The organism is Sphingobium sp. B1D7B, from assembly GCF_025961965.1.
Lineage (GTDB): Bacteria > Pseudomonadota > Alphaproteobacteria > Sphingomonadales > Sphingomonadaceae > Sphingobium.
Window position 1 is genome coordinate 2,667,194 of the sequence record NZ_JAOQOR010000001.1, and the last position, 22,255, is coordinate 2,689,448.

20 protein-coding genes and 1 tRNA gene are annotated in these 22,255 nt (G+C 64.5%); 8 read left to right on the forward strand and 13 right to left on the reverse strand.

All coding sequences use genetic code 11. The features are described 5' to 3' along the window. Positions 1-7 precede the first annotated feature (7 nt). Both M2336_RS12435 and M2336_RS12440 read left to right on the forward strand, forming a co-directional pair. On the forward strand, positions 8-469 hold the full coding sequence (locus M2336_RS12435) for an Rrf2 family transcriptional regulator (protein ID WP_264572769.1): 462 nt from the start codon (positions 8-10) through the stop codon (positions 467-469). After that, the gene (locus tag M2336_RS12440) at positions 466-1,188 is read left to right on the forward strand and encodes a class I SAM-dependent methyltransferase (RefSeq protein ID WP_264572770.1); all 723 of its coding nucleotides are present in this window, start codon (positions 466-468) and stop codon (positions 1,186-1,188) included. The genes M2336_RS12435 and M2336_RS12440 overlap by 4 nt, the downstream gene beginning before the upstream one ends. Positions 1,189-1,349: 161 nt before the next feature. Here the strand turns inward: M2336_RS12440 and M2336_RS12445 are convergent, their stop codons facing one another. The 5 genes from M2336_RS12445 to M2336_RS12465 form a co-directional block, all read right to left on the reverse strand. Then, positions 1,350-2,762, reverse strand: coding sequence for a hypothetical protein (locus M2336_RS12445; protein WP_264593037.1), 1,413 nt, complete (start codon positions 2,760-2,762; stop codon positions 1,350-1,352). Positions 2,763-2,801: 39 nt separating this feature from the next. After that, positions 2,802-3,173 carry a hypothetical protein gene (locus tag M2336_RS12450; RefSeq protein WP_264572772.1) on the reverse strand — a complete coding sequence of 124 codons (372 nt, stop codon included), beginning with the start codon at positions 3,171-3,173 and terminating at the stop codon, positions 2,802-2,804. Between the two features lie 23 nt (positions 3,174-3,196). Then, positions 3,197-4,294, reverse strand: coding sequence for a redox-regulated ATPase YchF (ychF, locus tag M2336_RS12455; protein WP_264572773.1), 1,098 nt, complete (start codon positions 4,292-4,294; stop codon positions 3,197-3,199). Positions 4,295-4,445: 151 nt separating this feature from the next. Next, positions 4,446-6,332 (reverse strand): PhoX family protein, encoded by a 1,887-nt coding sequence (locus tag M2336_RS12460; RefSeq protein ID WP_264572774.1) that lies wholly within the window; start codon positions 6,330-6,332, stop codon positions 4,446-4,448. A gap of 491 nt (positions 6,333-6,823) precedes the next feature. Next, the gene (locus tag M2336_RS12465) at positions 6,824-7,807 is read right to left on the reverse strand and encodes a transferrin-binding protein-like solute binding protein (RefSeq protein ID WP_264593038.1); all 984 of its coding nucleotides are present in this window, start codon (positions 7,805-7,807) and stop codon (positions 6,824-6,826) included. 846 nt (positions 7,808-8,653) lie between these two features. Here M2336_RS12465 and M2336_RS12470 point away from each other — a divergent pair. Further along, positions 8,654-9,274 (forward strand): septal ring lytic transglycosylase RlpA family protein, encoded by a 621-nt coding sequence (locus tag M2336_RS12470; RefSeq protein WP_264572776.1) that lies wholly within the window; start codon positions 8,654-8,656, stop codon positions 9,272-9,274. An 18-nt stretch (positions 9,275-9,292) separates the two neighbouring features. Here M2336_RS12470 and pth read toward each other — a convergent pair whose 3' ends face one another. The 4 genes from pth to M2336_RS12490 form a co-directional block, all read right to left on the reverse strand. Next, positions 9,293-9,862, reverse strand: coding sequence for an aminoacyl-tRNA hydrolase (gene pth / locus M2336_RS12475; protein WP_264572777.1), 570 nt, complete (start codon positions 9,860-9,862; stop codon positions 9,293-9,295). Between the two features lie 27 nt (positions 9,863-9,889). Further along, positions 9,890-10,513: a 50S ribosomal protein L25/general stress protein Ctc gene (locus M2336_RS12480; RefSeq protein WP_181559604.1), complete on the reverse strand. Its 624-nt coding sequence runs from the start codon at positions 10,511-10,513 to the stop codon at positions 9,890-9,892. A gap of 122 nt (positions 10,514-10,635) precedes the next feature. After that, positions 10,636-11,580 (reverse strand): TraB/GumN family protein, encoded by a 945-nt coding sequence (locus M2336_RS12485; RefSeq protein WP_264572778.1) that lies wholly within the window; start codon positions 11,578-11,580, stop codon positions 10,636-10,638. 27 nt (positions 11,581-11,607) lie between these two features. Then, the gene (locus M2336_RS12490) at positions 11,608-12,543 is read right to left on the reverse strand and encodes a TraB/GumN family protein (RefSeq protein ID WP_264572779.1); all 936 of its coding nucleotides are present in this window, start codon (positions 12,541-12,543) and stop codon (positions 11,608-11,610) included. A 171-nt stretch (positions 12,544-12,714) separates the two neighbouring features. Between M2336_RS12490 and M2336_RS12495 the strand changes: the two genes are divergently transcribed. The 4 genes from M2336_RS12495 to M2336_RS12510 all read left to right on the forward strand — a co-directional run bounded on the left by M2336_RS12495 (position 12,715) and on the right by M2336_RS12510 (position 19,033). After that, positions 12,715-13,608 carry a glycine--tRNA ligase subunit alpha gene (locus M2336_RS12495; RefSeq protein ID WP_264572780.1) on the forward strand — a complete coding sequence of 298 codons (894 nt, stop codon included), beginning with the start codon at positions 12,715-12,717 and terminating at the stop codon, positions 13,606-13,608. A gap of 100 nt (positions 13,609-13,708) precedes the next feature. Continuing rightward, the gene (gene glyS, locus M2336_RS12500) at positions 13,709-16,108 is read left to right on the forward strand and encodes a glycine--tRNA ligase subunit beta (protein WP_264593039.1); all 2,400 of its coding nucleotides are present in this window, start codon (positions 13,709-13,711) and stop codon (positions 16,106-16,108) included. Between the two features lie 82 nt (positions 16,109-16,190). Beyond that, entirely contained in the window at positions 16,191-18,857 is a 2,667-nt protein-coding gene (gene ppdK, locus M2336_RS12505; RefSeq protein ID WP_264572782.1) for a pyruvate, phosphate dikinase, read from the forward strand. A 99-nt stretch (positions 18,858-18,956) separates the two neighbouring features. Further along, positions 18,957-19,033: transfer RNA gene (locus M2336_RS12510), tRNA-Arg, on the forward strand. 54 nt (positions 19,034-19,087) lie between these two features. Here M2336_RS12510 and M2336_RS12515 read toward each other — a convergent pair. Genes M2336_RS12515 through M2336_RS12525 form a run of 3 tightly spaced genes read right to left on the reverse strand, consistent with a single transcriptional unit; the run spans position 19,088 to position 20,709 of the window. Beyond that, positions 19,088-19,867: a sulfite exporter TauE/SafE family protein gene (locus M2336_RS12515; protein WP_264572783.1), complete on the reverse strand. Its 780-nt coding sequence runs from the start codon at positions 19,865-19,867 to the stop codon at positions 19,088-19,090. A gap of 4 nt (positions 19,868-19,871) precedes the next feature. Continuing rightward, a complete protein-coding gene (locus M2336_RS12520; protein WP_181559611.1) occupies positions 19,872-20,387 on the reverse strand; it encodes a rhodanese family protein in 516 nt (171 codons plus the stop codon). A 4-nt stretch (positions 20,388-20,391) separates the two neighbouring features. After that, positions 20,392-20,709, reverse strand: coding sequence for an ArsR/SmtB family transcription factor (locus M2336_RS12525; protein ID WP_264593040.1), 318 nt, complete (start codon positions 20,707-20,709; stop codon positions 20,392-20,394). Positions 20,710-20,782: 73 nt separating this feature from the next. On the opposite strand from M2336_RS12525, the gene M2336_RS12530 reads away from it, so the two are divergent. After that, a complete protein-coding gene (locus tag M2336_RS12530; protein WP_264572785.1) occupies positions 20,783-21,664 on the forward strand; it encodes an MBL fold metallo-hydrolase in 882 nt (293 codons plus the stop codon). A gap of 30 nt (positions 21,665-21,694) precedes the next feature. Here M2336_RS12530 and M2336_RS12535 read toward each other — a convergent pair whose 3' ends face one another. Beyond that, on the reverse strand, positions 21,695-22,237 hold the full coding sequence (locus M2336_RS12535; protein ID WP_264572786.1) for a MarR family winged helix-turn-helix transcriptional regulator: 543 nt from the start codon (positions 22,235-22,237) through the stop codon (positions 21,695-21,697). Positions 22,238-22,255 lie beyond the last annotated feature (18 nt).

A 22,255-nucleotide genomic window follows, 5' to 3' on the forward strand; every position in this document is an offset into this window, starting at 1 on the left:
ATGTTGCATGAGTCGCAACAGCAGCAAATTGTCCGGCGTCCTCCACGTCCTCCTCCACATGGCCGAGCAGCAGCGCCCGATCACGTCCGAGATGCTGGCCAGGATCATGCAGACCAATCCGGTAGTGATCCGCCGGGTCATGGCTGGCTTGCGGGACGCCGGTTATGTCCGCTCGGAAAAGGGCCATGGCGGGGGCTGGTCCATCGCCTGCGATCCGGCGGTGGTCACGCTGCTCGATATTTATCGGGCCATCGGGGCGCCGCCGCTCTTCGCCATCGGCAATCGCAGCGACAATCCAGGCTGCGCGGTCGAGCGGGCGGTCAACGCTGCGCTTGATGCACCGCTGCGGCAGGCCGAGACGCTGCTGCTCGACTCCTACGCCACCGTCACGCTCGCCAGCCTCAGCGCCGGCTTCCACCGTCTCTTGCCGCCCGATTATCCGGGCCAACATAGGATCGAACATCCATGACCACGCACGACACAGCACCGGACAAGACGGTGGACCCGGACATGTTCATCAAGGCGTTCGACGATCCGGCAGCGACGGCGCGCTATTGGGACGGCCCGCGCCGCTTCGTGCCGGGGCTGGATGCGCTGCACCGGATGACCGGACTGCTGCTCGCCGAGCGCGCCCCATCGGAGGCTAGAGTGCTCGTGCTCGGCGCGGGCGGCGGCATGGAATTGAAAGCGCTCGCGGAGGCACAACCAAACTGGCGCTTCGTGGGCGTGGACCCGGCCGGCGAAATGCTGAAACTGGCTGAACGGCAGCTCGGTCCGCTGATGGAGCGCGTCGAGCTGGTGCAGGGGCTGATCGATGACGCACCGGACGGGCCATTTGACGCGGCGGTCTGCCTCCTGACCCTGCACTTCCTCGACCCGAAAGAGCGGACGCGCACCGTGCAGCAAATCCACCGCCGCCTGCGCGCAGGCGCGCCCTTCGTCGCTGCCCATAGCAGCTTCCCGCAGGATGCCGAGACCCGCAATGTCTGGCTGGACCGCTATGCCGCTTACCCCAAGGCGATGGGCGCGGACCCGGCGGACACCGCCAAGGCCCGCGCCGCCGTCGCCGCCAGCCTCCACTGCCTCTCGCCTGAAGGAGACGAAGCAATCTTGAGAGCCGGCGGCTTTGCGGACGTGGCGCTGTTCTACGCCGCCTTCACATGGCGGGGCTGGATCGGCCACGCGTGAAGGGCTACTTTTAGCCCCTCCTGTTGAGCTTCGCTCGCCTGCGGCTCAGAGAAGGGGTTGGGGTGGCGCAGCAACCTCGCGGCTCATCACTGACTGTGCGATGCTCGGGCATCGCGACCACCCCCGCCTCCTCCTAGCAGGAGGAGGAGGGGAGGCTGATGTCAGCGCCCCAAGGAAAGCCGCGCGAACAGCGTGTAGCCCCAGGGATTATCCCCATAGACCGCATCCAGCGCCGCCGGCTTGGCGTAGAGATTGACGCTACCGCCAAGCGCAAGGTGGACCGGGCCGTCACCGATCGGGGTGTTCCACGCATAGCCGGCCTGCATCTTGGTGATGCGGAACGGCACGTCGTGGAGCGGATCGTCATGATCGGGGATCAGCTCATCATTGGCGACATTTTCCACCCGGCCGAACAGGCTATGGCGCGGCGTCAGGTCGTAAGTGATCTCGCCGAGCCAGGCGGTCAGCGTATCGCCGGGGTCGCGGTTCTTGGCGGAGAAGGCCGCGGTCGCCGAGAGGGCGCCGTCCGCATAATGGACGCTTGCCGTGGTACGATGCTCGTTCTGGTCGCCATGAAGCGTCTCGGGGTTTTTGAGGAAGCCATGGCTGACCTGCGCCGCCCAGTTGGGCGTCGGCGTCCAGCTCAGCCGCACCGACCAGCTATCGAGCTTGGGCGTCTCGATCCCCCAGCGCTCCTCATCCGGCTCACGCCCCCGAAAGGCCGAGCCCTCGAGCTGCCATTGTGGCAAGGCGACGCCCGCAGTCACCACGCCATAAGTGATATGGGTGGAATCGAACCAGTGGTGGGTGATCGGCGGCTCGGGATTATAGTGCGCGCTTGCCCGATGCATGAAGGCCGATGGCCCGAGCGCCGGCTCGCCGACCGGTCCGCCGTAGAGGAAGACGCTGGCGCCGGGCGCGATGTCCACGTCCAGACGCGCGGCCAGCTCCATGAAGAGATCGTGCGGATGCTGGCGGTCGACCAGCGCCGCGCCGCCCGCCGTCTCGCCCGTGGCAAAGAGATTGGGGTAGCCGCGCGCCGACATGGTGGGCTCAAGGCTGAGCATCGAGCGGAGCGCGAACCGCGCGCCGCCCAGATCCCGCTCCGCCGCCAGCATCAGCATGGAGGTGGCGTAGACCAGATCGTCGCCGCGCGGCCCCTTGTGGTCGGTGTAATTGAGCTGGACATTGCCGTGCGCCATCAACATCCAGTCGCCGCTCATCGCATGAAGGCCGCTCATCGGGCCTTGTGCTGCCGGGAGCCGCGCCGTGCCGGAGCCATCGACATAAGGGAGGGCGGTGTCGGTGGGGTGGACGTGGTTCGGCGCCAAGGCGGGTGTTTCGCCATTGTGCTGGGCGTGATCCATGCCAGAATCCATGCTGGCATGATCCATCGCGCCATGATCCATGGTCGAATGGTCCATCGTCTCGCCGGCATTTTCGGCAGGCGGTGTCTCCGGGCTGGCGCTCTGGTGTCCTGCATGGTCATGGCCGGCCATCGGCGCCTGCGCGAAGAGGGCAACGGGCGAGGCTGCCGCGAGCAGGCTCGCAGCCACATTCAATCGAAAACTCATGATAAAAAAGTCCTGTCTGAAGCTGTTTGGGAAAAGCGTTCAGAGGACCTGTCGGGGAGGGGGCGTATCGGGCGAGCCCAGCCAGTCGGTCAGGCGGGCAGGGTTGGGGGACCAGTTCGCCTTGCCCGGCAGCAAGGACAGTCGATCGACCGGCCGATAGGTCCGGCTGTCGATCGGCGCGACGCAGCCGATGCAATCATGATGCGCCACCACCGGCTTGGAGCCATCCGGGGCGGACGGCGCATGGCCGCTATGGGCAGCGTGGTCGCCATGCGGCGCGGCAGCCTCGGCGCTCGCATGGTGCGCTACCCCCGTCCCCTCGCTCCCCGGCGCGCATGCGCTGGCCTGCATGGCCGGCAGAGCCAGCAGCAGCGTCAGCAGCGCGCAGAGTAGTCGGCGGGGCAACGGCATGATGGCGAGGTTATCGCACCGATCTAGCTGTGAAGGAAGTGCATCACGTCGCCGTCCTGCACCACATAGGCTTTGCCTTCGGCGCGCAGCTTGCCGGCCTCGCGCGCCTTCGCCTCGCCGCCAAGCGAGATGAAATCGTCGAAGGCGACGGTTTCGGCGCGGATGAAGCCCTTCTGGAAATCGCTGTGGATTTCGCCCGCTGCTTCCGGCGCGCTGGCGCCGCGATGGACCGTCCAGGCACGCGCTTCCTTGGGGCCGACGGTGAAGAAGGTGATGAGGTGCAGCAGATCGTAGCCGGCGCGGATCACGCGGGCCAGCCCGGCTTCCTCCAGGCCCATGGCCTCCAGAAACTCGGCGCGATCCTCGATCGGCATCGTGACGAGATCGGCTTCGATCGCGGCGGAGACCACCACGGCCTGCGCGCCCTCGGCCTTGGCTTTCTCGAACACGCGGGCGCTGAAGGCATTGCCCTCGGCCGCGCTCTCTTCCTCGACATTGCACACATAGAGCACGGGCTTGGAGGTCAGCAGCTGCGCCTGCTGGAAGATGCGCGCTTCCTCCTCGTCATTGATATCGACGAGTCGCGCGGGCTTGCCCTCGCGCAGCAGATCGAGCGCGCGCCCGAGCACGGCGGCGGCAATCTTGGCTTCCTTGTCGCCGCCGGTCGCCTTCTTGGCAAAGGCGGGCACGCGCTTTTCCAAGCTTTCAAGGTCGGAGAGCATCAGCTCGGTCTCGACTGTCTCGGCATCGGCAATGGGATCGACGCGATTGTCGACATGCTGAATGTCGTCATTCTCGAAGCAGCGCAGCACATGCACGATGGCGTCCACTTCGCGGATGTTGCCGAGGAACTGGTTGCCCAAGCCCTCGCCCTTGGAGGCGCCGCGCACCAAGCCCGCGATATCCACAAAGGCCAGCTGGGTCGGGATGATCTTCTGGCTGCCGGCAATCGCCGCGAGCTTGTCGAGCCGCGCGTCCGGCACCGAGACCTGGCCGACATTCGGCTCGATGGTGCAGAAGGGATAATTGGCAGCCTGCGCGGCCTGCGTCTCGGTCAGCGCATTGAAGAGAGTCGACTTGCCGACATTGGGCAGGCCGACGATCCCGCATTTGAAACCCATGGAAATCTGTCCGTTCGATCTGGAAGCACGTGATCTGGCCCCTTAGCGCCCTGTCGCTGCCATGGCCAGCCGTCTCGACCGTAGCGCCCAACAAGAAAACCGCCGCGCCGGGGTGGGCGCGGCGGCGATGCATGGTCGGATCGTGAACCGGTCAGGCGCCGACGGGCTTGCCGTCCGTCCGGGTGATGACGACGGTCGAGGAGCGCGGCTGCTCGCCGGCGATCGGCCAGTTGCCGGTCGGGTGCTGGATGTTCACGAAGAAGGTCTTGAGATCCGGCGTATAGGCCAGGCCGGTAATCTCGCAGCCCGTCGGGCCGACGAGGAAGCGTTTGCTCTTCTTGCTGGTCTGGTCGATGTAGAACATCGCATTGTGGCCCACGACCTGCTCGATGGTGACGCCGCTCGCGCCCGATGTGCCCGGCACGCTATGGTCTGTCTGCACCCACAGGCGCCCCTGCGGATCGATGCGGATGCCATCGGGGCTGGAGAAGGTGTCGCCATTGATATTGCCGACCAGATTGGTTCCGCCGGCTGCATAACCGGGGTCGCCGGCCAGCAGGAAAAGCTCCCAGGTGAAGCCGGTCGCCAGCGGAGAATCGCCACTCTCGCGGAACTTGAGGATATGGCCGTGGCGGTTGGTGACGCGCGGGTTCGCCGCATCCGTCACCTTGCGGCCGCTGTTGTTGGTCAGCGTCACGAAGATCGCCTTGCCGTCCGGCGAAACCGTGATCCACTCCGGCCGATCCATCACGGTACCACCGGCAACCCGCGCGGCCGAGGCGCAATTGATCAGCACGTCGGCCTGGCTGTTGAAGCTCACCGGCGTCGGCGCAGGGGCCGTCGTGAACTGGCTGACATCGCCGGGATCGGACGCATTGGCGACAAGGCCGTTCTGGCCCTGCACCAGCGCTTTCCACTCGCCCGAGCCGTCCGCATTGAACTTGGCTACATAGAGTGTGCCATAGTCGAGCAGGTTGCTGTTCGCCGCCCGGTTGGTGGTGCTGTAGGCCTGATCCGGCACAAACTTGTAGATGCAGCCCGGCGTCGAATCATCGCCCATGTAGAAGGCCACGCGGCGATCGCTGTTGGTGAGGTGAGCGACATTCTCATGGCTGAACCGGCCCATGGCGGTCCGCTTGGTCGCCGGAGCCAGCTCCTGCAGCGGGTCGATCTCGACCACCCAGCCATAATCCCGCTCGGGGCGTATGGGATCGAGATAATTGTCCGTCGTTTCCTCGCAGGTGAGGTAGGTGCCCCAAGGCGTGCGGCCGCTCGAACAATTGTTGAGCATGCCCTTGATCGTGCCGGAGAGCAGCCCGGCGGCGGGGCCACCCGCGCGATAATTGGAGTTGCCGGTATAGCGCTTGTTATATTGCGAGCCGGCCTTCACCGCCCAGTTGCCATCGCTGCCTTTGGCGACTTCCACCACCCCGATGCCCACAGCCGAGAGGGCGAGCGCCTTCTGGTCGGCGGTGGCGGTGGCGGCATCGTAATTGCCGTTCATCAGAATGTTGAAATCGGGATATTCAAAGTTGATCGCCAGCAGGCCGCCCTTGTTGGGGTCGACGCCCGACAGCTCGAAATATTCCATGCCGTCATGATTGCCGCCGGCCCATTTCTCCGCCGTCGCAGGCGTCGGGAAGCTGCCGGCATAGCCGGTGACGCCGGTCTCGATGGCATCGCCCGCCTTCAGCAGGACCTTCACGTCATAGCCGGCCGGCACGGTGACCTTGTCATCCTGATTGGCGGCCACCGACGTGAACTCGATGGCGTAGCTGACCGCCGGCGTGGGCGTGGGAGTCGGCGTCGGACTGGGTGTCGGCGTGGGATTGGGAATGGTCACCATCCCGTCCTTGTCCTCCCCGCAGGCCGAGAGCATCGCCGCGACCGGGAAGATCGACAGGCCGAACAGCCCGTTCTTGATGATCGTGCGGCGCGAGGGATTGGCCTCGACAATGGCTTCCAGACTGTTGGGATTGGCCTCGTTAGACATCGCGGTCCGGTAGGGCGCGCGGGCTTCGTCGGTAAGATGTGACATGATTTCCCCTGATTTGGTTCCGCCACGGCTCGCGGAAGGTGCATTCGCCGCTCAGGCGGGGCCTGATCGCAGAGGTGCATGACATGATGATTGCGAGGCGATGGCACGGGGATGAAGATTGCAAGTCAGTTCTGTGACTTAAAGGATGTGAGGGGGGCGGGCTGAATGGGAAGTAGAAAGCTCAGAGCCCAAACTCCGTCGTTCGCGCGCACGCGGGTGACGAAGGGCTAAGCGGCGTGGGCAAATTCAGTGGGCAGGTGACGTCCGGTTTCGGAAAGAGTCCAGGGAGGTCTGTACATCTGATTTGGCGTGGTGAGCGGACGCAGCCCAACGCGCTTCGCTCCGTCCCCTTCGCGCCATTTTCAGACACGGCGACCAGAAATCCGTGAACCCGATACCAGACGCTTTCGTCCGATGGCAGAGATGATCCGCATAAGCTGATTTTGACAGCGTCGGCTGCTCGGCGAGCGTCGATAGTTTCTGCGATCCGGTCAGCGCTGGAGGCCCGCGACTCCGCCCACCACTCCGCCTAGGTCTGATTGGATCGCATAGAGAAATCCTATCTCAATTCCCCTAGGGCCGAAAAGCGATCCTTTGAGCGTGCCGCGAAAGCTGCTGTCACTGCTCGTTATGTTGCCCGTTATCTCATTGTTAGCTGGATCGAAGGTTCCGATGAAATTGAGGGTGGCAATGACGTTCGACACGCCATTTTCGTCATTGGGATAGTGGGCAACGAGCGAGCCGCGCAGCTGGTTCGTGTCGAAATTTAGCGTGACGCTGCTATCACCCCAGAAACCCTCTACTGTATTATAGGTGGGGGTTGAGCCAGTTATCTGCACTTTGTAGGTGAGGGTGCCTGACTTCGGGAGATCGTCGATCACCGTATGACTTCCGAACAGGAAATATTTCTGTGTCTGAGTGAAGGGCGTCCGGGTGGAGGAATTCGCGCCATTCGTCAGAAGCAAATGGGAAAAGCCAACATAGGATGTCTGGTTTATCGTGCTGTCAAACGCATTGAAGAGCGCAAAAAAGGCGCCAACGGAGGAGGGGCCTGAATTGTCGATATTCGAAACTGTCAGCTGGCTGTTCCGAAAGACGTTTATATTTTCAGAGAAGACGCGGTGATCGCTGCCGGAGATCAAATTGATTAGCAAGGGTGATGCCTGAAGATTTATCTGTGCCGCGCTTCTGGTCGGCCAAATCGATGCCGTGGCCGGAGTGGCAGTGTCGTAGATGAGCTTCAGACTGCTGTCGAAAGCCTTGCGATACGAACTTTCTGCCATGATCGAATTGATGATGAACCCGTTCGCAAAGTTGTACACTTTTGCATAGGTTGGGGACGGCGTCATGGTGGGCGGAGTGATTGTTGTAGGGGGCGTCCCAATCGTCGTTGGGGATGTTCCCGTACTTCCTGTGTCACTACCGCCGCAGGCCGACACCAACGACAATAACGGCAGTATCCAAGATTTCTTCACCAAATTTCCCCCGTCTGGCCTCAGGCCCCTAAATACCTAGGATAGGGGAATCAAGTGATCGCAAGTGCTGATGCTCCATTGTGGACCATGTGAATCAGATTGAAAGGATGCCGGTCACTCTGCGACGCGATCACTTGGAGCATCATGCTTTTGGGGAAGAAATATTGGGGATGAGGCACACTAAGATAGGGTTTCAGCTAGCGACCACTCGCGGTCAGCTATCATGATCGACTGCAGGTAGCTATCTCAGGTTACTCGCTGGTGAAGCGACATTCCGCTACCGGCCAAATTCTGCCGCCCGGTCGTACGCTATGGAACGTCCGCAATCTCATCGTGTACGGAAAGTCAGCTTTTATGGCAGAGGGGCGGACAACTGCCGTGAGGGCTATAGAGCGCCGAACGAGGATCGGCGAACCGCAAACTTGGCGTGGAAAGTAGCCTGGCAGCTTTCAAGTCGAGCGCGACTCATAGTCGCTCCGTCCAGACCGCCTGCGTTAGCTTTGCCGCAAAGTAGAGTGCGCCCCAGCCACCTACGAAGATCAACGACCAAGTCGCCTTTCCTAAGATCAGATAATTCGCCGTCAATATCATGCACCAGAGCAATTGTCTTCGCACCTAGTCGCTTAAAAGAGGTGTTTCCGGTCCCAAGCAACAGCCGTCCTTTCCGCCTCTGGCTTATTCTTCCACACCGTGAGAGTTTCCGCAATGTCGTCGTGTCCGGAATAGCTGCTTCGCGACGACCATGCCGGATGGCCGACATTGCGCGAAAGCAGCGAATTGGCTCACGCACCCTAGCAGGCGACTCATCTCTTCACCGTGGCGGCGCAGTGGGTTAGGAGGGAGGCGATGCTTGCGATCCGCCCTTCCATGCCGCGTGCCTTGCCGGGGCGCTCTGTCTGGCTCGCTCTCCTCGCGGTGCCGGCCCTCGCCGGATGCGCCAGCAGCACCAAATTCCGTCCGGTCAGTGATACGCCGGTGCGCATTGGCCCGCCTTATGTGGTGCGCGGCGTCACCTACACGCCGACCGATGATCGCACGCTGGACATGCTGGGTGATGCGAGCTGGTACGGCGGCGAGTCCGGCAACCAGACCGCCAATGGCGAGCGCTTTGTGAAGCACGGCATTTCCGCTGCGCACACCACCTTGCCGCTGCCTAGCTATGTCGAGGTAACGGCGCTGGACACGGGCCGGACGATCCTCGTGCGCGTCAACGATCGCGGGCCCTTTGCCAGGAACCGGATCATCGACCTGTCGCAAGGGGCAGCGGAATTGCTTGGGATCAGGCAGCAGGGCACGGTGCAGGTGCGGGTGCGCCGGGTCGATCCGCCCGAGGCCGATCGGGCGCGGTTGCGGGCGGGAAAACCGGCCATGGCCCGGCCGGACGTGCCGCAACAGACGCTGGCGCCTTGGCGTGCCCGCCTTGCGGCCTATCGCGCCGCGCAGGCGCAGGATGGCGGCAGCCGTTAACGGCGCTCGTGCCTGCTGTCACTCCTGCAGGCGGCGCGCAACCTCGTTCATGAAGCGCACATCGTCGCCCGCAGCCAGCCATTCCGCCTCGCGGGACATGGCGCCGAGCAGGTCGGCCAGCGGATCGATCTCGATCTTGGCATAATTGCCAAGCACATAGCCGGTCACGCGGTTCTTGTCGCCGGGATGGCCGATGCCGATGCGCACGCGGCGAAACTCCTTGCCCAGATGCGCGTCAGTGGAGCGCAGGCCGTTATGGCCGGCAGTGCCGCCGCCGCGCTTCACCTTCATCTTCATCGGCGCAAGATCGAGCTCGTCGTGGAAGACGGTCACGTCCTCGACACCGAGCTTATAGAAATCACAGGCGGCACGGATAGACTGGCCGCTTTTATTCATGAATGTCTGGGGCTTGAGCAGCAGCACCTTGTCCGGGCCGATGCGGCCTTCGGAAACGAGGCCCTGAAACTGCTTCTTCCACGGCGAAAAGCCGTAGTCTGCGGCGATGACGTCCAGCGCCATGAAGCCGACATTGTGGCGGTGGAGCGCATATTGCGATCCGGGATTGCCGAGGCCAACCCAGAGTTGCACAGATGCGCTCCCCCCGCGCGGAGAGGCTTACGCCTCGCCGGCCTCTTCGCCGTCCTTCGTCGTGTCGCCTTCGCTCGACTTGAGCGCGGACGGAGCAACGATGGTGGCAATGGTGAAATCGCGATCGGTGATCGCCGGCTCGGCGCCCTTGGGCAGCTTCACCGCGCTGATGTGGATCGAATCGCCCACATCGAAGCCAGTGAGGTCAACCGTGATGCTGTCCGGAATCTCGGCGGCATCCACGATCATTTCCAGCTCGTGACGGACGACGTTGAGCACGCCACCGCGCTTGAGACCGGGAGCGGCCTCTTCGTTCTCGAACACCACGGGCACATTCACATGCACCTGGGCGTGTTCGGAAACACGCAGGAAGTCGGCATGGAGCGGACGATCCGTCACCGGATGGAACGCCACGTCCTTGGGGAGCGTGCGGACCTTCTTGCCGCCCACTTCGACCATGACGACCGAATTGAAGAAATGGCCCGTGCCGAGCAGCTTGTTGAGGATCTTTTCCTCAACGTGAATCGACTGCGGCTCTTCATTATTGCCATAAATGACGGCGGGAACGCGGCCCTCACGGCGGAGAGCGCGGGAGGCTCCCTTGCCTGCCCGATCGCGTGCCTCGGCCGACAGCGTAAGCGTATCGCTCATGTGCGTGTCTCCAGAAGCTTAGTGCTAGAATCTCCGTCACGCCTCCAGGGATGACCATGACGGAAGCCGGGGCGCTTAGCGGCAAATTGCGGGGAAAGCAAGCGAAGCGACCGAACGCGCGTTCATTGCACGCGGCCGATCCGCCATCCGCGCGCGGCAAGGCGGGCCTGCAGGCTGGCATCGCCGACCAGATGCCCGGCGCCGACCGCGACGAAAGCGGTGCCGGGTTGGGCCGTCATGGCCGCATCGAGATGCCGCGCCCAGCGCTCATTGCGCCCGTCGATCAGCCTTGCGCGCAGAGCCGGCGCGCGCGCGAACGGGGCGATGAACTCGCGCTCCAGCCGGGCCACGTCGCCGCTCGCCCAGGCGGTGAACAGGCTGCGGTAGAGGGCAGGGGCCTGCGCCGCATCCGTGAGGGACTGGCTGAGCAGTAGCCGTTGCTCGCTCTCCGGCATCCTGTCGAACAGGCCCAACTGCTGGTCGATGGTCTCCAGCCCGAGAACCGGCCGCGAGGCCTTGTTGAAGCGTTGCTCCAGCACCGCTTCGCCCGCCTCTGCGGCGGTGAGCGAGAGTCCGGAGGCAGCCGCAGCGTTGAGGAGCAGGGCGGCGGCCCAGCTCTCATAGCCGTCCAGCTGATCGAGCGCGGCGCCATGGTTCGCCTGCAGCGCCCGATAGCGCTCGGCATCCTCCGGAGAGAGGCGCGCGGCGATAGGCGGCAGGCCAGAGCGCCGCCCCAGCCGCTCGAACACCGCCCGGCTTTTGCGCTCGCCTTCAAGCCCGGTGACCTCAAGATACAAGCGGTCGCTTTCGTCCGCCGCCTTGGCGATGGCCGGCGAGAGCCAGGCCTCGCCGCGCGGCACGGCGTGGATAGTCCCGAACAGCCAGAGCCGCGCCTCGCCTTTGCTGGCCTGCCACAGCGCCGGGCGGGCCGTGACCGTCGCAGGATCGGGCTGCGTCGGCGCGCCGATCCGCCAGCCCAGCCAAAGGAGGGCCGCCAGAGAGGCCAGCGCGAGCAGCAGCAGCGGCGCAAGGCGGCGCTTGTCTAAGGCTGGGTGCGGCCCACTCATCGATCAGCCTTTATGCTACCCCGTCCATCACCGCGGCCATTTCACTCGCTTGGCGGACAGACCGTGCTTTCCCAGCATCGCCTGCACGCTCTGGTCTCCCGACAGATGACCCGCGCCCACCGCCATGAAGACCGTGCCGGGCTGCTTCATCCGCGCGGCGATCCACTCGGCCCAGCGGGCATTGCGGTCGGTGAGCAGGATGCGCTCGATTTCTTCGCTGCTCTCAGTCGTCTCGTTCATCAGCGCCGCGAGCCGCTCTTCGTCGCCAGCGCTCCACGCGGCGACCATGCCGTCGATGGTTTCGGCCAGCGTCGGCAGCTCCGCCAGCGTCTCCTTGAGCAGCGTCAGTTGCACGCCCTCGGGCATCTGGTCGAAAAAGCCGATCTGCTCGCTGGAGGTCTCCAGCCCGACCAGGGACTTGCCCGCGTTGACCGCCGCAGCCTTCACCGCCTTGTCGACGCCGCTTTCGGGCGAATAGCCGAGGGCATCCAGCGGCAGCACGGTCAGGGTCGTGGCCGCGAACCAGGGCTTCACATGGTCGAACAGCAGGGTCGAGACGCCATATTTCTCCAGCGCGGCGAAATAAGCGGTGCGGGTCGCCTCATCGAGCTTGTTGGAGAGCGGCAGGCCCGGCGCCACCGCGCGCTGCATGATTGCCTCCCGCGTGGCGCCCTGATCCTGATCGATGACCTCGAGCACGACGGTATCCGCCTTGTCGAACGCCTTGCGCACCGGTCCCTCGAACCAGCTGATGCCCGGCTTGAGCAGATGAATGGTGCCGAACAGATAGATCGTCGTGTCCCTGTCCCGCACCACCCACAGGGCGGGGCGCGCGTGAACGGTGGACGCCTCCGCAGCGGGTGCCGGTGTGGCCGGCGCCTTGGGTTGCTGGGCGAGCGCGGGCCCGGTGAGGGCCGGGGGCAGCAGCAGCGCCCAACCGAGGATCAATGTTTTCCAGTTCATGCACGCGCTCCTCAAATCACCGCCTGCATTGGGCAAGTTGGCGCGCGGACGCAACCCCGCCCGGCCCGGCGCCACCGCGCGGCTTGACCGCGTTAGCCCCATGGGCCAAAGCGCGCCCGTTCCGACAGGCGGTGCACAGCCGCTCAAGCTTAGACGTGAAACGGTTGAACCATGCAGGATAAGGCCTCCAAACCGCTGAGCTTTCAGCAACTCATCCTGACGCTGCATGACTATTGGGCAGCGCAGGGGTGCGTGATCCTCCAGCCCTTCGACATGCGCGTCGGGGCGGGCACCTTCCACCCCGCGACCACGCTGCGCAGCCTGGGGCCGAACCCGTGGAACTGCGCCTATGTGCAGCCCTCGCGCCGGCCGACGGACGGGCGCTATGGCGAGAACCCCAACCGGCTGCAGCATTATTACCAATATCAGGTGATCATGAAGCCGAGCCCGACGGATCTGCAGGATCTGTATCTCGGCTCGCTCAAGGCGATCGGTATCGATCCGCTGCTGCACGACATCCGCTTCGTCGAGGATGATTGGGAAAGCCCGACGCTCGGCGCTTGGGGTCTGGGCTGGGAAGTGTGGTGCGATGGCATGGAGGTGACGCAGTTCACTTATTTCCAGCAGATGGGCGGCTTCGACTGCAAGCCGGTGGCGGGCGAGCTGACCTACGGGCTGGAGCGCCTCGCGATGTATATCCAGGGCGTCGACAGCGTGTACGACCTTGTGTTCAACGAGGCAGTGGGGGATCGGCCCGCCGTCACTTATGGCGACGTGTTCCTCGAAAATGAGCGCCAGCTCTCCAAGTGGAACTTCGAGGTGGCGGATACGGACAAGCTGTTCCGCTGGTTCAAGGATTGTGAGGAAGAGTGCAAGGCGAGCATCGCGGCCGGCGTGCCGCTCGCAGCCTATGAGCAGGCCATCGAGGCGAGCCATGTCTTCAACCTGCTGCAGGCGCGCGGCGTCATCAGCGTGCAGGAGCGCGCCAGCTACATGGGCCGCGTGCGCGATCTCGCCAAGGGAAGCTGCGAGGCCTGGATGACGCATAACGGATGGGCGGAATGATGAAGCAATCCACAACTCCGTTCGGTTCGAGCGAAGTCGAGAACCGTTTAGGGCTGCGCGAGCGTGTCTCGACTTCGCCCGTCACGAACGGAGAGCATCAATGAGCGCTGACTTCCTTCTCGAGCTGCGCTGCGAGGAAATCCCGGCGCGCATGCAGGCCAAGGCCAGCGAGGATTTCGCCCGGCTGTTCAGCGACGCGATGGCGCAGGCCGGCCTCAAGCCCGAGGGCCTGACCGTCCATGTGACCCCGCGCCGTCTCGCCCTGATCGCGCGCGCTCTGCCGCTCTCCACACAGGCCGTCAGCGAGGAATTCAAAGGCCCGCGCACCTCGGCCCCGCCGCAGGCGCTGGAGGGCTTCCTGCGCAAGACCGGCCTCACGCAGGAGCAGCTTGAGGATCGCGACGGTGTGTGGTTCGCCACGGTCGAGAAGCCTGGCCGCGCCACGGCCGATGTGCTGGCCGAGGCGATCCCGCAGGTGGTGCGCGCCTTCCCCTGGCCCAAGTCGATGCGCTGGGGCGATGCCAGCCTCTCCACTGAGAGCCTGCGCTGGGTGCGTCCGCTGCAGGGCATCATCGCGCTGCTCGGCAATGATGTGGTGCCCTTCGCCATCGAGGGGATTGAGACCGGGCGGACGACGCGCGGCCACCGCTTCCATTCCAGCGGCGCGATCACCATCGAGAGCGCCGCGACCTATGCCGAGCAATTGCGTGCGGCCTACGTCATCGTCGATCAGGATGAGCGCAAGGCGATCATCGACCGGCGCGCCAACGAGCTGGCGACGCAAGCCGGTCTGGAGCTGATCCCCGATGCCGGCCTCGTCGCCGAGAATGCCGGGCTGACCGAATGGCCGGTGCCGCTGCTCGGCCGCTTCGATGCCGCGTTTCTGGAGGTGCCGCCCGAGGTCATCCAGCTCACGCTGCGCATCAACCAGAAATATTTCGTGCTGCGGGACAGTGCTGGCAAGCTCGCCAACGCCTTCATCTGCACGGCGAACATCGAGGCCAGCGATGGTGGCAACGCGATTGTCGAGGGCAATGGCAAGGTGCTCGCCGCACGTCTCTCCGATGCCCGCTTCTTCTGGGAACAGGACAAGAAGACGAAGCTGGAAGACCATGCGCGCAAGCTCTCGCGCATCACCTTCCACGAGAAGCTGGGCACCGTCGCGGACAAGGTGGACCGCGTGGCGAAGCTCGCCCGCTGGCTGGTAGAAGAAGGCATTGTCGGCGCCGATAGCCAACCCGGTGTTCCTGCGCAGGCAGGAATCCAGGGCGATGTCACCCAGGCTGGCCCTGGGCTCCTGCCTTCGCAGGAGCACAGCAAAGCGCAACTGGCCGATCTCGCTGAACAGGCCGCCCGCCTGTGCAAGGCCGACCTCGTCACCGAAATGGTCGGCGAATTCCCCGAACTGCAGGGCCTGATGGGCGGCTATTACGCCCGCACCGAAGGTCTGCCGGATGCGGTGGCAGATGCCATCCGCGATCATTACAAGCCGGTCGGGCAGGGGGATGAGGTTCCGACTGCGCCGGTGACGGTGGCGGTGTCGCTCGCGGATAAGCTGGATACGATTGCAGGTTTCTTCTATGAAGAGATGCCTCCGACTGGCTCGCGCGATCCATTTGCGCTGAGACGCGCTGCTCTGTCAGTTATGGCAATTGTCCAGGCTTCTGACCTGAAATTGCCTCTTCGGAGAGCTACAACTTTGGCCATTGCATATCTTGGTCGGTTGCAAGGCGCACAAGCGGCAGCAGCAGTTAACCAGCTGATGCTTGCTCGTGGAGCGGCCGGGTTGTCAGCGAACGAAAATGATTGGTCGGACACCGCAAGCGCGGTGTTAAATACAGTTTTGTCCGACGAAGCGAAGGATCGCCTCGTTATTCAACGTGTTCGCCCTACGGTGAACGGAGTTCTCGACTTCTTCGCCGACCGCCTCAAGGTCCAGCAGCGGGAGGCCGGCGTCCGCCACGACCTCATCGACGCTGTGTTCGCGCTCGGCGGCGAGGACGATCTCGTTCGCCTGCTCGCCCGCGTCCATGCGCTGCAATCCTTCGTCAGCACCGAGGACGGCAAGAATCTCCTCGCCGGCTACAAGCGTGCGGCCAATATCCTCAAGAAGGAGCAGCCCGAGGGTGGCAAGCCACAGAGCCAGCTTGGCGAGGAAGACCCCGGCGAAGCGCTGACCGATCCGGAAATGGCCGACGCCATGCGCGCGCATGAGGCACAGTTCGCGGCTGAGCCCGGTTACGCGCTGGAGCCCGCCGAGGCGGCACTGGTGAGCGCGCTCGACGAGGCCGAGCCGCGCGCGCAGGCCGCGATCGAGGCGGAGGATTTCGAGAGCGCCATGGCCGCGCTGGCTACGCTTCGCGCGCCCATCGATGCGTTTTTCGAGACGGTGACGGTGAACGATGCCGATCCGGTCAAGCGCCAATCACGGTTAAGTCTGTTGACCCGTATTCGCGCTGCGGTGCACAAAGTCGCCGACTTCTCGAAAATCGAAGGTTAGGTTCGCGAGCAATAATCGCGCGTCGGCGGCGAGACCATAACGGCTGCTTGCGCGCGCATTCCAATGCAGGTGGAGTGTCTGAATGACGAAATATGTGTACCGTTTCGGTGGTGGCGTCGATGATGGCGGCAAGGGCGACAAGAACCTGCTTGGCGGCAAGGGCGCCAATCTGGATGGCATGGCCGCAATCGGCCTGCCGGTGCCGCCGGGCTTCACCATCACCACCGAGATGTGCACGCGCTATTATGAGGATGGCGAGACCTATCCCGAGAGCCTGAATGCGGAAGTCGCTGGAGGCATCGCGCATATCGAGGGCGTGACCGGCAAGCGCTTCGGCGACAAGGCCGATCCGCTGCTGGTCTCCGTCCGCTCCGGGGCCCGCGTCTCCATGCCGGGCATGATGGACACGGTGCTCAACCTCGGCCTCAACGATGAAACCGTGGAAGGCCTCGCCACCGTCTCCGGCGACGCGCGCTTCGCGTGGGACAGCTATCGCCGCTTCATCCAGATGTATTCGGACGTGGTGCTCGGCCTCGATCACGGCAAGTTCGAGGAAGCGCTGGAGATCGCCAAGGAAGACAAGGGCGCCTTCCTCGATACCGAGCTGAGCGCGGAGGACTGGCAGGCGCTGGTCGCCGAATATAAGGCGCTGGTGCAGCAACTCTGGGGCAAGCCGTTCCCGCAGGATGTGCATGAACAGCTCTGGGGTGCCGTGGGCGCCGTGTTCGGCAGTTGGCAGGCGGACCGCGCCAAGGTCTATCGTCGCCTCAACAATATTCCGGGCGACTGGGGCACGGCGGTCAACGTGCAGGCCATGGTGTTCGGCAATATGGGCGAAACGTCCGCCACCGGCGTCGCCTTCACGCGGGATCCCGCGACCGGCGAGAACGCTTATTATGGCGAATACCTCATCAATGCGCAGGGCGAGGATGTCGTCGCCGGCATCCGCACGCCGCAATATCTGACCAAGGCCGCGCGGGAGCGGGCCGGGGCCAAGCCGCTCAGCATGGAGGAATCCATGCCGGAGACCTATGCCGAGCTGGCCAAGGTCTTCCAAATCCTCGAGACGCATTATCGCGACATGCAGGATATCGAGTTCACCGTGCAGCAGGGCAAGCTGTGGATGCTGCAGACCCGATCGGGCAAGCGCACCGCCAAGGCCGCGCTCAAGATCGCGGTGGACATGGCCACGGAAGGGCTGATTACCAATGAGGAAGCCGTGGCGCGCGTCGATGCCGCCGCGCTCGACCAGCTGCTGCACCCGACGCTCGATCCGCAGGCGCCGCGCGATGTGTTGACCAAGGGCCTGCCGGCCTCGCCCGGGGCGGCCTCCGGTCAGGTGGTGTTCGATGCCGAGACCGCCGAGCGGCTGAATGAGCTGGGCGAGGCGGTCATCCTCGTGCGCATCGAGACCAGCCCGGAGGATATTCACGGGATGCACGCGGCCAAGGGCATTCTCACCGCGCGCGGTGGCATGACCAGCCACGCCGCCGTGGTGGCGCGTGGCATGGGCCGCCCCTGCGTGTCTGGCGCAGGCAGCATTTCCATCGATACCGCCGGCAAGCTGATGCGGATCGGCGACCGCCTGCTCAAGGAGCGGGAGATCATCACTATCGACGGCGCGACCGGCGAAGTGATGGCCGGTGAAGTGCCGACCGTGCAGCCCGAGCTGGCCGGCGATTTCGGCACGCTGATGGAGTGGGCCGATCAGGTACGCCGCCTCAAGGTGCGCGCCAATGCCGAGACGCCGCAAGATTGCCGCACCGCCCGCGAGTTCGGCGCGGAAGGCGTGGGCCTGTGCCGCACCGAGCATATGTTCTTCGATGCCGCGCGGATTACCGCCGTGCGCCAGATGATCCTGGCCGAGACAGAGGCAGGCCGACGCGAGGCGCTGGCCAAGCTGCTCCCCGAGCAGCGCGCCGACTTCACCGAGATTTTCACCGAGATGGCCGGTCTGCCGGTCACGATTCGCCTGCTCGATCCGCCGCTGCACGAGTTCCTGCCGCATGAGGATGTCGATTTTGCCGACGTGGCCGAGGCTGCCGGGGTGAGTGTCGATCTGCTCAAGCGTCGCGCGGCCGAACTGCACGAGTTCAACCCGATGCTCGGCCATCGCGGCTGTCGTCTGGGCGTCACCTATCCCGAGATCTACGAGATGCAGGCCCGCGCCATCTTCGAGGCAGCGCTGGATGTCGCCAAGGCCAGCGGTGACGCGCCGATCCCCGAGGTCATGATTCCCCTCGTCGCCACCAAGCGCGAGCTGGAGCTGATGAAGGACATCGTCGACAAGACCGCCAAGGCCGTGTTCGCAGAGCGCGGCGCCTCGGTCGAGTATCTCGTCGGCACCATGATCGAACTGCCGCGCGCCGCGCTCAAGGCCGGCGAGATTGCCGAGGCCGGCGAGTTCTTCTCCTTCGGCACCAACGATCTGACGCAGACGACCATCGGCATCAGCCGGGACGACGCCGGGCGGTTCCTTACCCAATATGTCGACAAGGGCATCTTCGCGCGCGACCCGTTCGTGAGCCTCGATGTCGAAGGCGTGGGTGAGCTGATCGAGATCGCCGTGGAGCGGGGCAGGGCGACGCGCCCGGCCATCAAGCTTGGCATTTGCGGCGAGCACGGCGGCGATCCGGCCTCCATCGCCTTCTGCGAAAAGGCGGGCCTCGATTATGTCAGCGCCTCGCCCTACCGCGTGCCGATCGCCCGTCTGGCGGCCGCACAGGCGGCACTCGCCGCGCGCGGTTGAAAGGACAAAAAGAATGCAAAAAAGGGGGTTGCCACGGACGGCGCCCCCGACTATCTGCGCCTCTCCCACGGCGGCCAACCGGCACCGTGAGATTGGCAAGCGCCCGTAGCTCAGCTGGATAGAGCATCAGACTACGAATCTGAGGGTCGGACGTTCGAATCGTTCCGGGCGCGCCATTTCTCCCCATCGCAAGCATGATGACCCGCACGGCCTAGCGCCGGCGGATGGGGCTAGAGGGCGGTCCAGACCACATAGCCGCCGACGCCGATCACCAGCATCGCAAAGCCCTGCTCGAGCAGCTTTTTGTGCGCAGCAAGCGCCGACCCCGCGCGCATCCCCAGCACCGAGCCCGCAGCACCGCCGGCGATCAGCAGCGCCGTCAGCGGCCAGTCGACATAGCCGGACAGCGCATAGGATGTCGCAGTGGTTAGTCCCAATGCCGTCACCACCACCAGCGAGGTACCGACGGCCGTGGCGAAGGGCATGGCCGTCGCCGCGATGAGCGCCGGGACGATCAGAAACCCGCCACCAATCCCGAAGAACCCCGCCGCCAGACCCACGCCGGCGCCCATGGGGATCAGCCGCGGCAGCAGCCGCCCGGCGGACTGGCGGGTGAGGCGCACGTCGGGATCGTCAACGCCCTTGCGCCTGCGCAGCATCGCGATACCGACGCCGATCATCAGCAGGCCGAACAGCGCGAGCAGCCGCCGGCCGTCCACCGCCTTCCCGATCTCCGCCCCCAGCGCTGCCGCCACGACGCCCGACGCCGCGAACACCAGCGCGCAGGGCCATTTGACCCGCCCGGCCCGCGCATGGCCCGCAAGCCCCGTTGCCGCATTGGCCGCGACCGCTACGGCTGCCGTTGCAATCGCGCCATGGGTCGATCCAATCCCGACGACATAGACGAGCAGCGGCACGGCAAGGATCGATCCGCCGCCGCCCACCATTCCGAGTACGATGCCGATAATGCCGCCCGAGAGGAGCGCGAGGAGGATCTGCGCGGTCGTCATGGCCTCAGGCCGCCTTGCGACGGTTCCAGGGCATGCGCTGGAGCAGCGTCGCCATGCCGCACCAACCGGTCGCCCCCGCGAACATCAAGCCCGCGCCGACAAAGGCGGAAAGGCCGAAGAACCCCGGCGCGACGAGGAAGCCGAGCAGCACACCGATGAGCACCAGCCCGCCGGCAGTCAGTTGCACCTGCCGCATGATCTCGAGCGGCTGCCCGCTGTCGATGTGCACATCCAGCCCGGCCTTGCGCCAGGCGTCGATGCCGCCTTCCAGAATGAAGCAGGGGGCATCACTGGCTGCGGCCAGCCGGTCGGCATTGGCCTGTGTCCGCATGCCGGAGCGGCAGTGAAACACGATGGCATTGTTGCCGGCGTCGACCGTGTCGATGCGCTCCAGCGGCACGTTGACGGCGCCCGGAATGCGCTCGCGGGCATGTTCGTCCGCCGCGCGGATATCGATGAGCTTGGCGCCACCCTCAATGAGGCGCTTGGCGTCGGCGGGGGAGAGTGTCTGGATCGTCATGGGGTCAGTCCCCTGTGCAATAGAGTTGATAGAGCGTGGCAAGCAGGGTCTCGATCCGGGGATCGGCGATCCTGTACCAGATGGTCTGGCTCTCGCGGCGGGAGGTCACGAGGCCTTCCTCGCGGAGCCGGGCGAGATGCTGCGACAGGGCCGATTGAGAGAGGCCGACATCGTCCGCCAGATCGCCCACCATGCGCTCGCCATGTTCGACGAGCTTGCACAGCAGCATCAGGCGACGCCCGTTGCTCAACTCCTTCAGCACCTGCGCAACCTCTCCGGCGCGCGCCTCGAGCATGTCAAGATCCATGGCAGCTTTTAACATCAGTATCCTCTAAATTAGATATTGCTAATGTAGAAGGCGCTTCTATATTGTCAAGCATCGAACGGAGGCCCTTATGACCCAACCCATCATTGAGGCATTTTTTGACGAGCCCACCAACACGGTGAGCTATCTGGTGGTCGATCCTCAGACGCACATCGCGGCGGTGGTCGATCCGGTGCTGGATTTCGATCCAGCCAGCGGCGAGGTCGACACAGGCTCAGCCGAGCGCATTCTTGCCCGCGCCAAGGCTCAGAACTGGTCGATTGCCATGGTGCTGGAAACCCATGCCCATGCCGATCACCTATCCGCCGCGCCCTTCTTCAAGGCGAAGACGGGCGCGAAGATCGGCATTGGCGAGCACATCCGGGACGTTCAAAAGATCTTCCGCCCGGTCTTCGCGCTGGACGATTTGCAGACCGACGGCTCGGATTTCGATTGCCTGTTCGCCAATGGCGAGCGGTTCTCGATCGGATCGCTGGAGGTCGAGGTGCTGCATCTTCCGGGTCACACCCCGGCGGACATCGCCTACCGGATCGGCGATGCGGTTTTCGTGGGTGATACGCTGTTCATGCCGGATTATGGGACCGCGCGGGCCGACTTCCCCGGCGGCGATGCCCGCACCCTCTACCGCTCGATCCGCCGCCTGCTGAGCCTGCCGGACGAGACCCGCCTGTTCATGTGCCATGATTATAAGGCGCCGGGGCGGGATGATTATCGCTGGGAGAGCACCGTCGGCCAGCAGCGGAAAAACAGCGTGCATGTGCGCGATGATGTCAGCGAGGAGGACTTTGTGGCGATGCGCACCAAGCGGGACGCCGGATTGTCCGCGCCGCGCCTGTTGCTGCCCTCGATCCAGGTCAACATCCGCGCTGGGCGCTTCCCGAAGGCGGAGGCCAATGGCGTGCGCTATCTGCGCATTCCGGTGACGGTGAAGGGCGAAGCCGCGATAGGTTGATGCCCGGGAGGGGAGGGGCCGTAGCCCCGCTCAGCCCAACGCTTCCAGCGCGGCGAGCAGCGCCTTTTCCTCGATGGTCAGGCGTTTTTGGAACTTGCGATTGCTCGCCTTCACCCGCTTCATCGCTTCGCGCTGCAGGGCTTCCCCCTGCGGCGTGAGCGTCAGGCTCAGGGATCGCCCGTCAATGGGCGCATCGCTGATGAGATCGCGAGCTTTGAGCCGGCCGATGAGTGGCGTCAGGTTGGCGCGCTTGATCGCCAGCGCCCGCCCGACATCGCTCTGCCGGCAACCCGGATTATGGCCGACGAGAATCAGCAAGGAGGCCTCGCCGACGCTTAGGTCAATGGCGCGCAGTGCGGCGATGACATCGCCCATCATCGCCATGGAAGCGCGGCGCAGCCGATAGCCGAGCGTCCCGTCGAGCGGGCTCGCGAGCATGGTCGCGACCGGGGGTTCAGCCGGTGAATCCAGCGCCTTGTCGCGTCCCTGCCTCTGGTCCCTTGCCATCATGCCCCCGGATGAAAACCAGTCGCCAGCCCCTTGTGAGCCATGGTCGATAATGCTATGGCGCATAGCATAAATTGCCTTGAA

Excerpts from the sequence above, each read along its gene's own strand:
- M2336_RS12485 (WP_264572778.1), bottom strand. The coding sequence starts at position 11,580 with ATGAGTGGGCCGCACCCAGCCTTAGACAAGCGCCGCCTTGCGCCGCTG.
- M2336_RS12520 (WP_181559611.1), bottom strand. The coding sequence starts at position 20,387 with ATGACGATCCAGACACTCTCCCCCGCCGACGCCAAGCGCCTCATTGAG.
- M2336_RS12515 (WP_264572783.1), bottom strand. The coding sequence starts at position 19,867 with ATGACGACCGCGCAGATCCTCCTCGCGCTCCTCTCGGGCGGCATTATC.
- M2336_RS12445 (WP_264593037.1), bottom strand. The coding sequence starts at position 2,762 with ATGAGTTTTCGATTGAATGTGGCTGCGAGCCTGCTCGCGGCAGCCTCG.
- M2336_RS12470 (WP_264572776.1), top strand. The coding sequence starts at position 8,654 with ATGCTTGCGATCCGCCCTTCCATGCCGCGTGCCTTGCCGGGGCGCTCT.
- M2336_RS12525 (WP_264593040.1), bottom strand. The coding sequence starts at position 20,709 with ATGTTAAAAGCTGCCATGGATCTTGACATGCTCGAGGCGCGCGCCGGA.
- M2336_RS12450 (WP_264572772.1), bottom strand. The coding sequence starts at position 3,173 with ATGCCGTTGCCCCGCCGACTACTCTGCGCGCTGCTGACGCTGCTGCTG.
- glyS (WP_264593039.1), top strand. The coding sequence starts at position 13,709 with ATGAGCGCTGACTTCCTTCTCGAGCTGCGCTGCGAGGAAATCCCGGCG.
- M2336_RS12490 (WP_264572779.1), bottom strand. The coding sequence starts at position 12,543 with ATGAACTGGAAAACATTGATCCTCGGTTGGGCGCTGCTGCTGCCCCCG.
- ppdK (WP_264572782.1), top strand. The coding sequence starts at position 16,191 with ATGACGAAATATGTGTACCGTTTCGGTGGTGGCGTCGATGATGGCGGC.
- M2336_RS12440 (WP_264572770.1), top strand. The coding sequence starts at position 466 with ATGACCACGCACGACACAGCACCGGACAAGACGGTGGACCCGGACATG.
- M2336_RS12495 (WP_264572780.1), top strand. The coding sequence starts at position 12,715 with ATGCAGGATAAGGCCTCCAAACCGCTGAGCTTTCAGCAACTCATCCTG.
- M2336_RS12460 (WP_264572774.1), bottom strand. The coding sequence starts at position 6,332 with ATGTCACATCTTACCGACGAAGCCCGCGCGCCCTACCGGACCGCGATG.
- M2336_RS12530 (WP_264572785.1), top strand. The coding sequence starts at position 20,783 with ATGACCCAACCCATCATTGAGGCATTTTTTGACGAGCCCACCAACACG.
- M2336_RS12480 (WP_181559604.1), bottom strand. The coding sequence starts at position 10,513 with ATGAGCGATACGCTTACGCTGTCGGCCGAGGCACGCGATCGGGCAGGC.
- ychF (WP_264572773.1), bottom strand. The coding sequence starts at position 4,294 with ATGGGTTTCAAATGCGGGATCGTCGGCCTGCCCAATGTCGGCAAGTCG.
- M2336_RS12435 (WP_264572769.1), top strand. The coding sequence starts at position 8 with ATGAGTCGCAACAGCAGCAAATTGTCCGGCGTCCTCCACGTCCTCCTC.
- M2336_RS12535 (WP_264572786.1), bottom strand. The coding sequence starts at position 22,237 with ATGCGCCATAGCATTATCGACCATGGCTCACAAGGGGCTGGCGACTGG.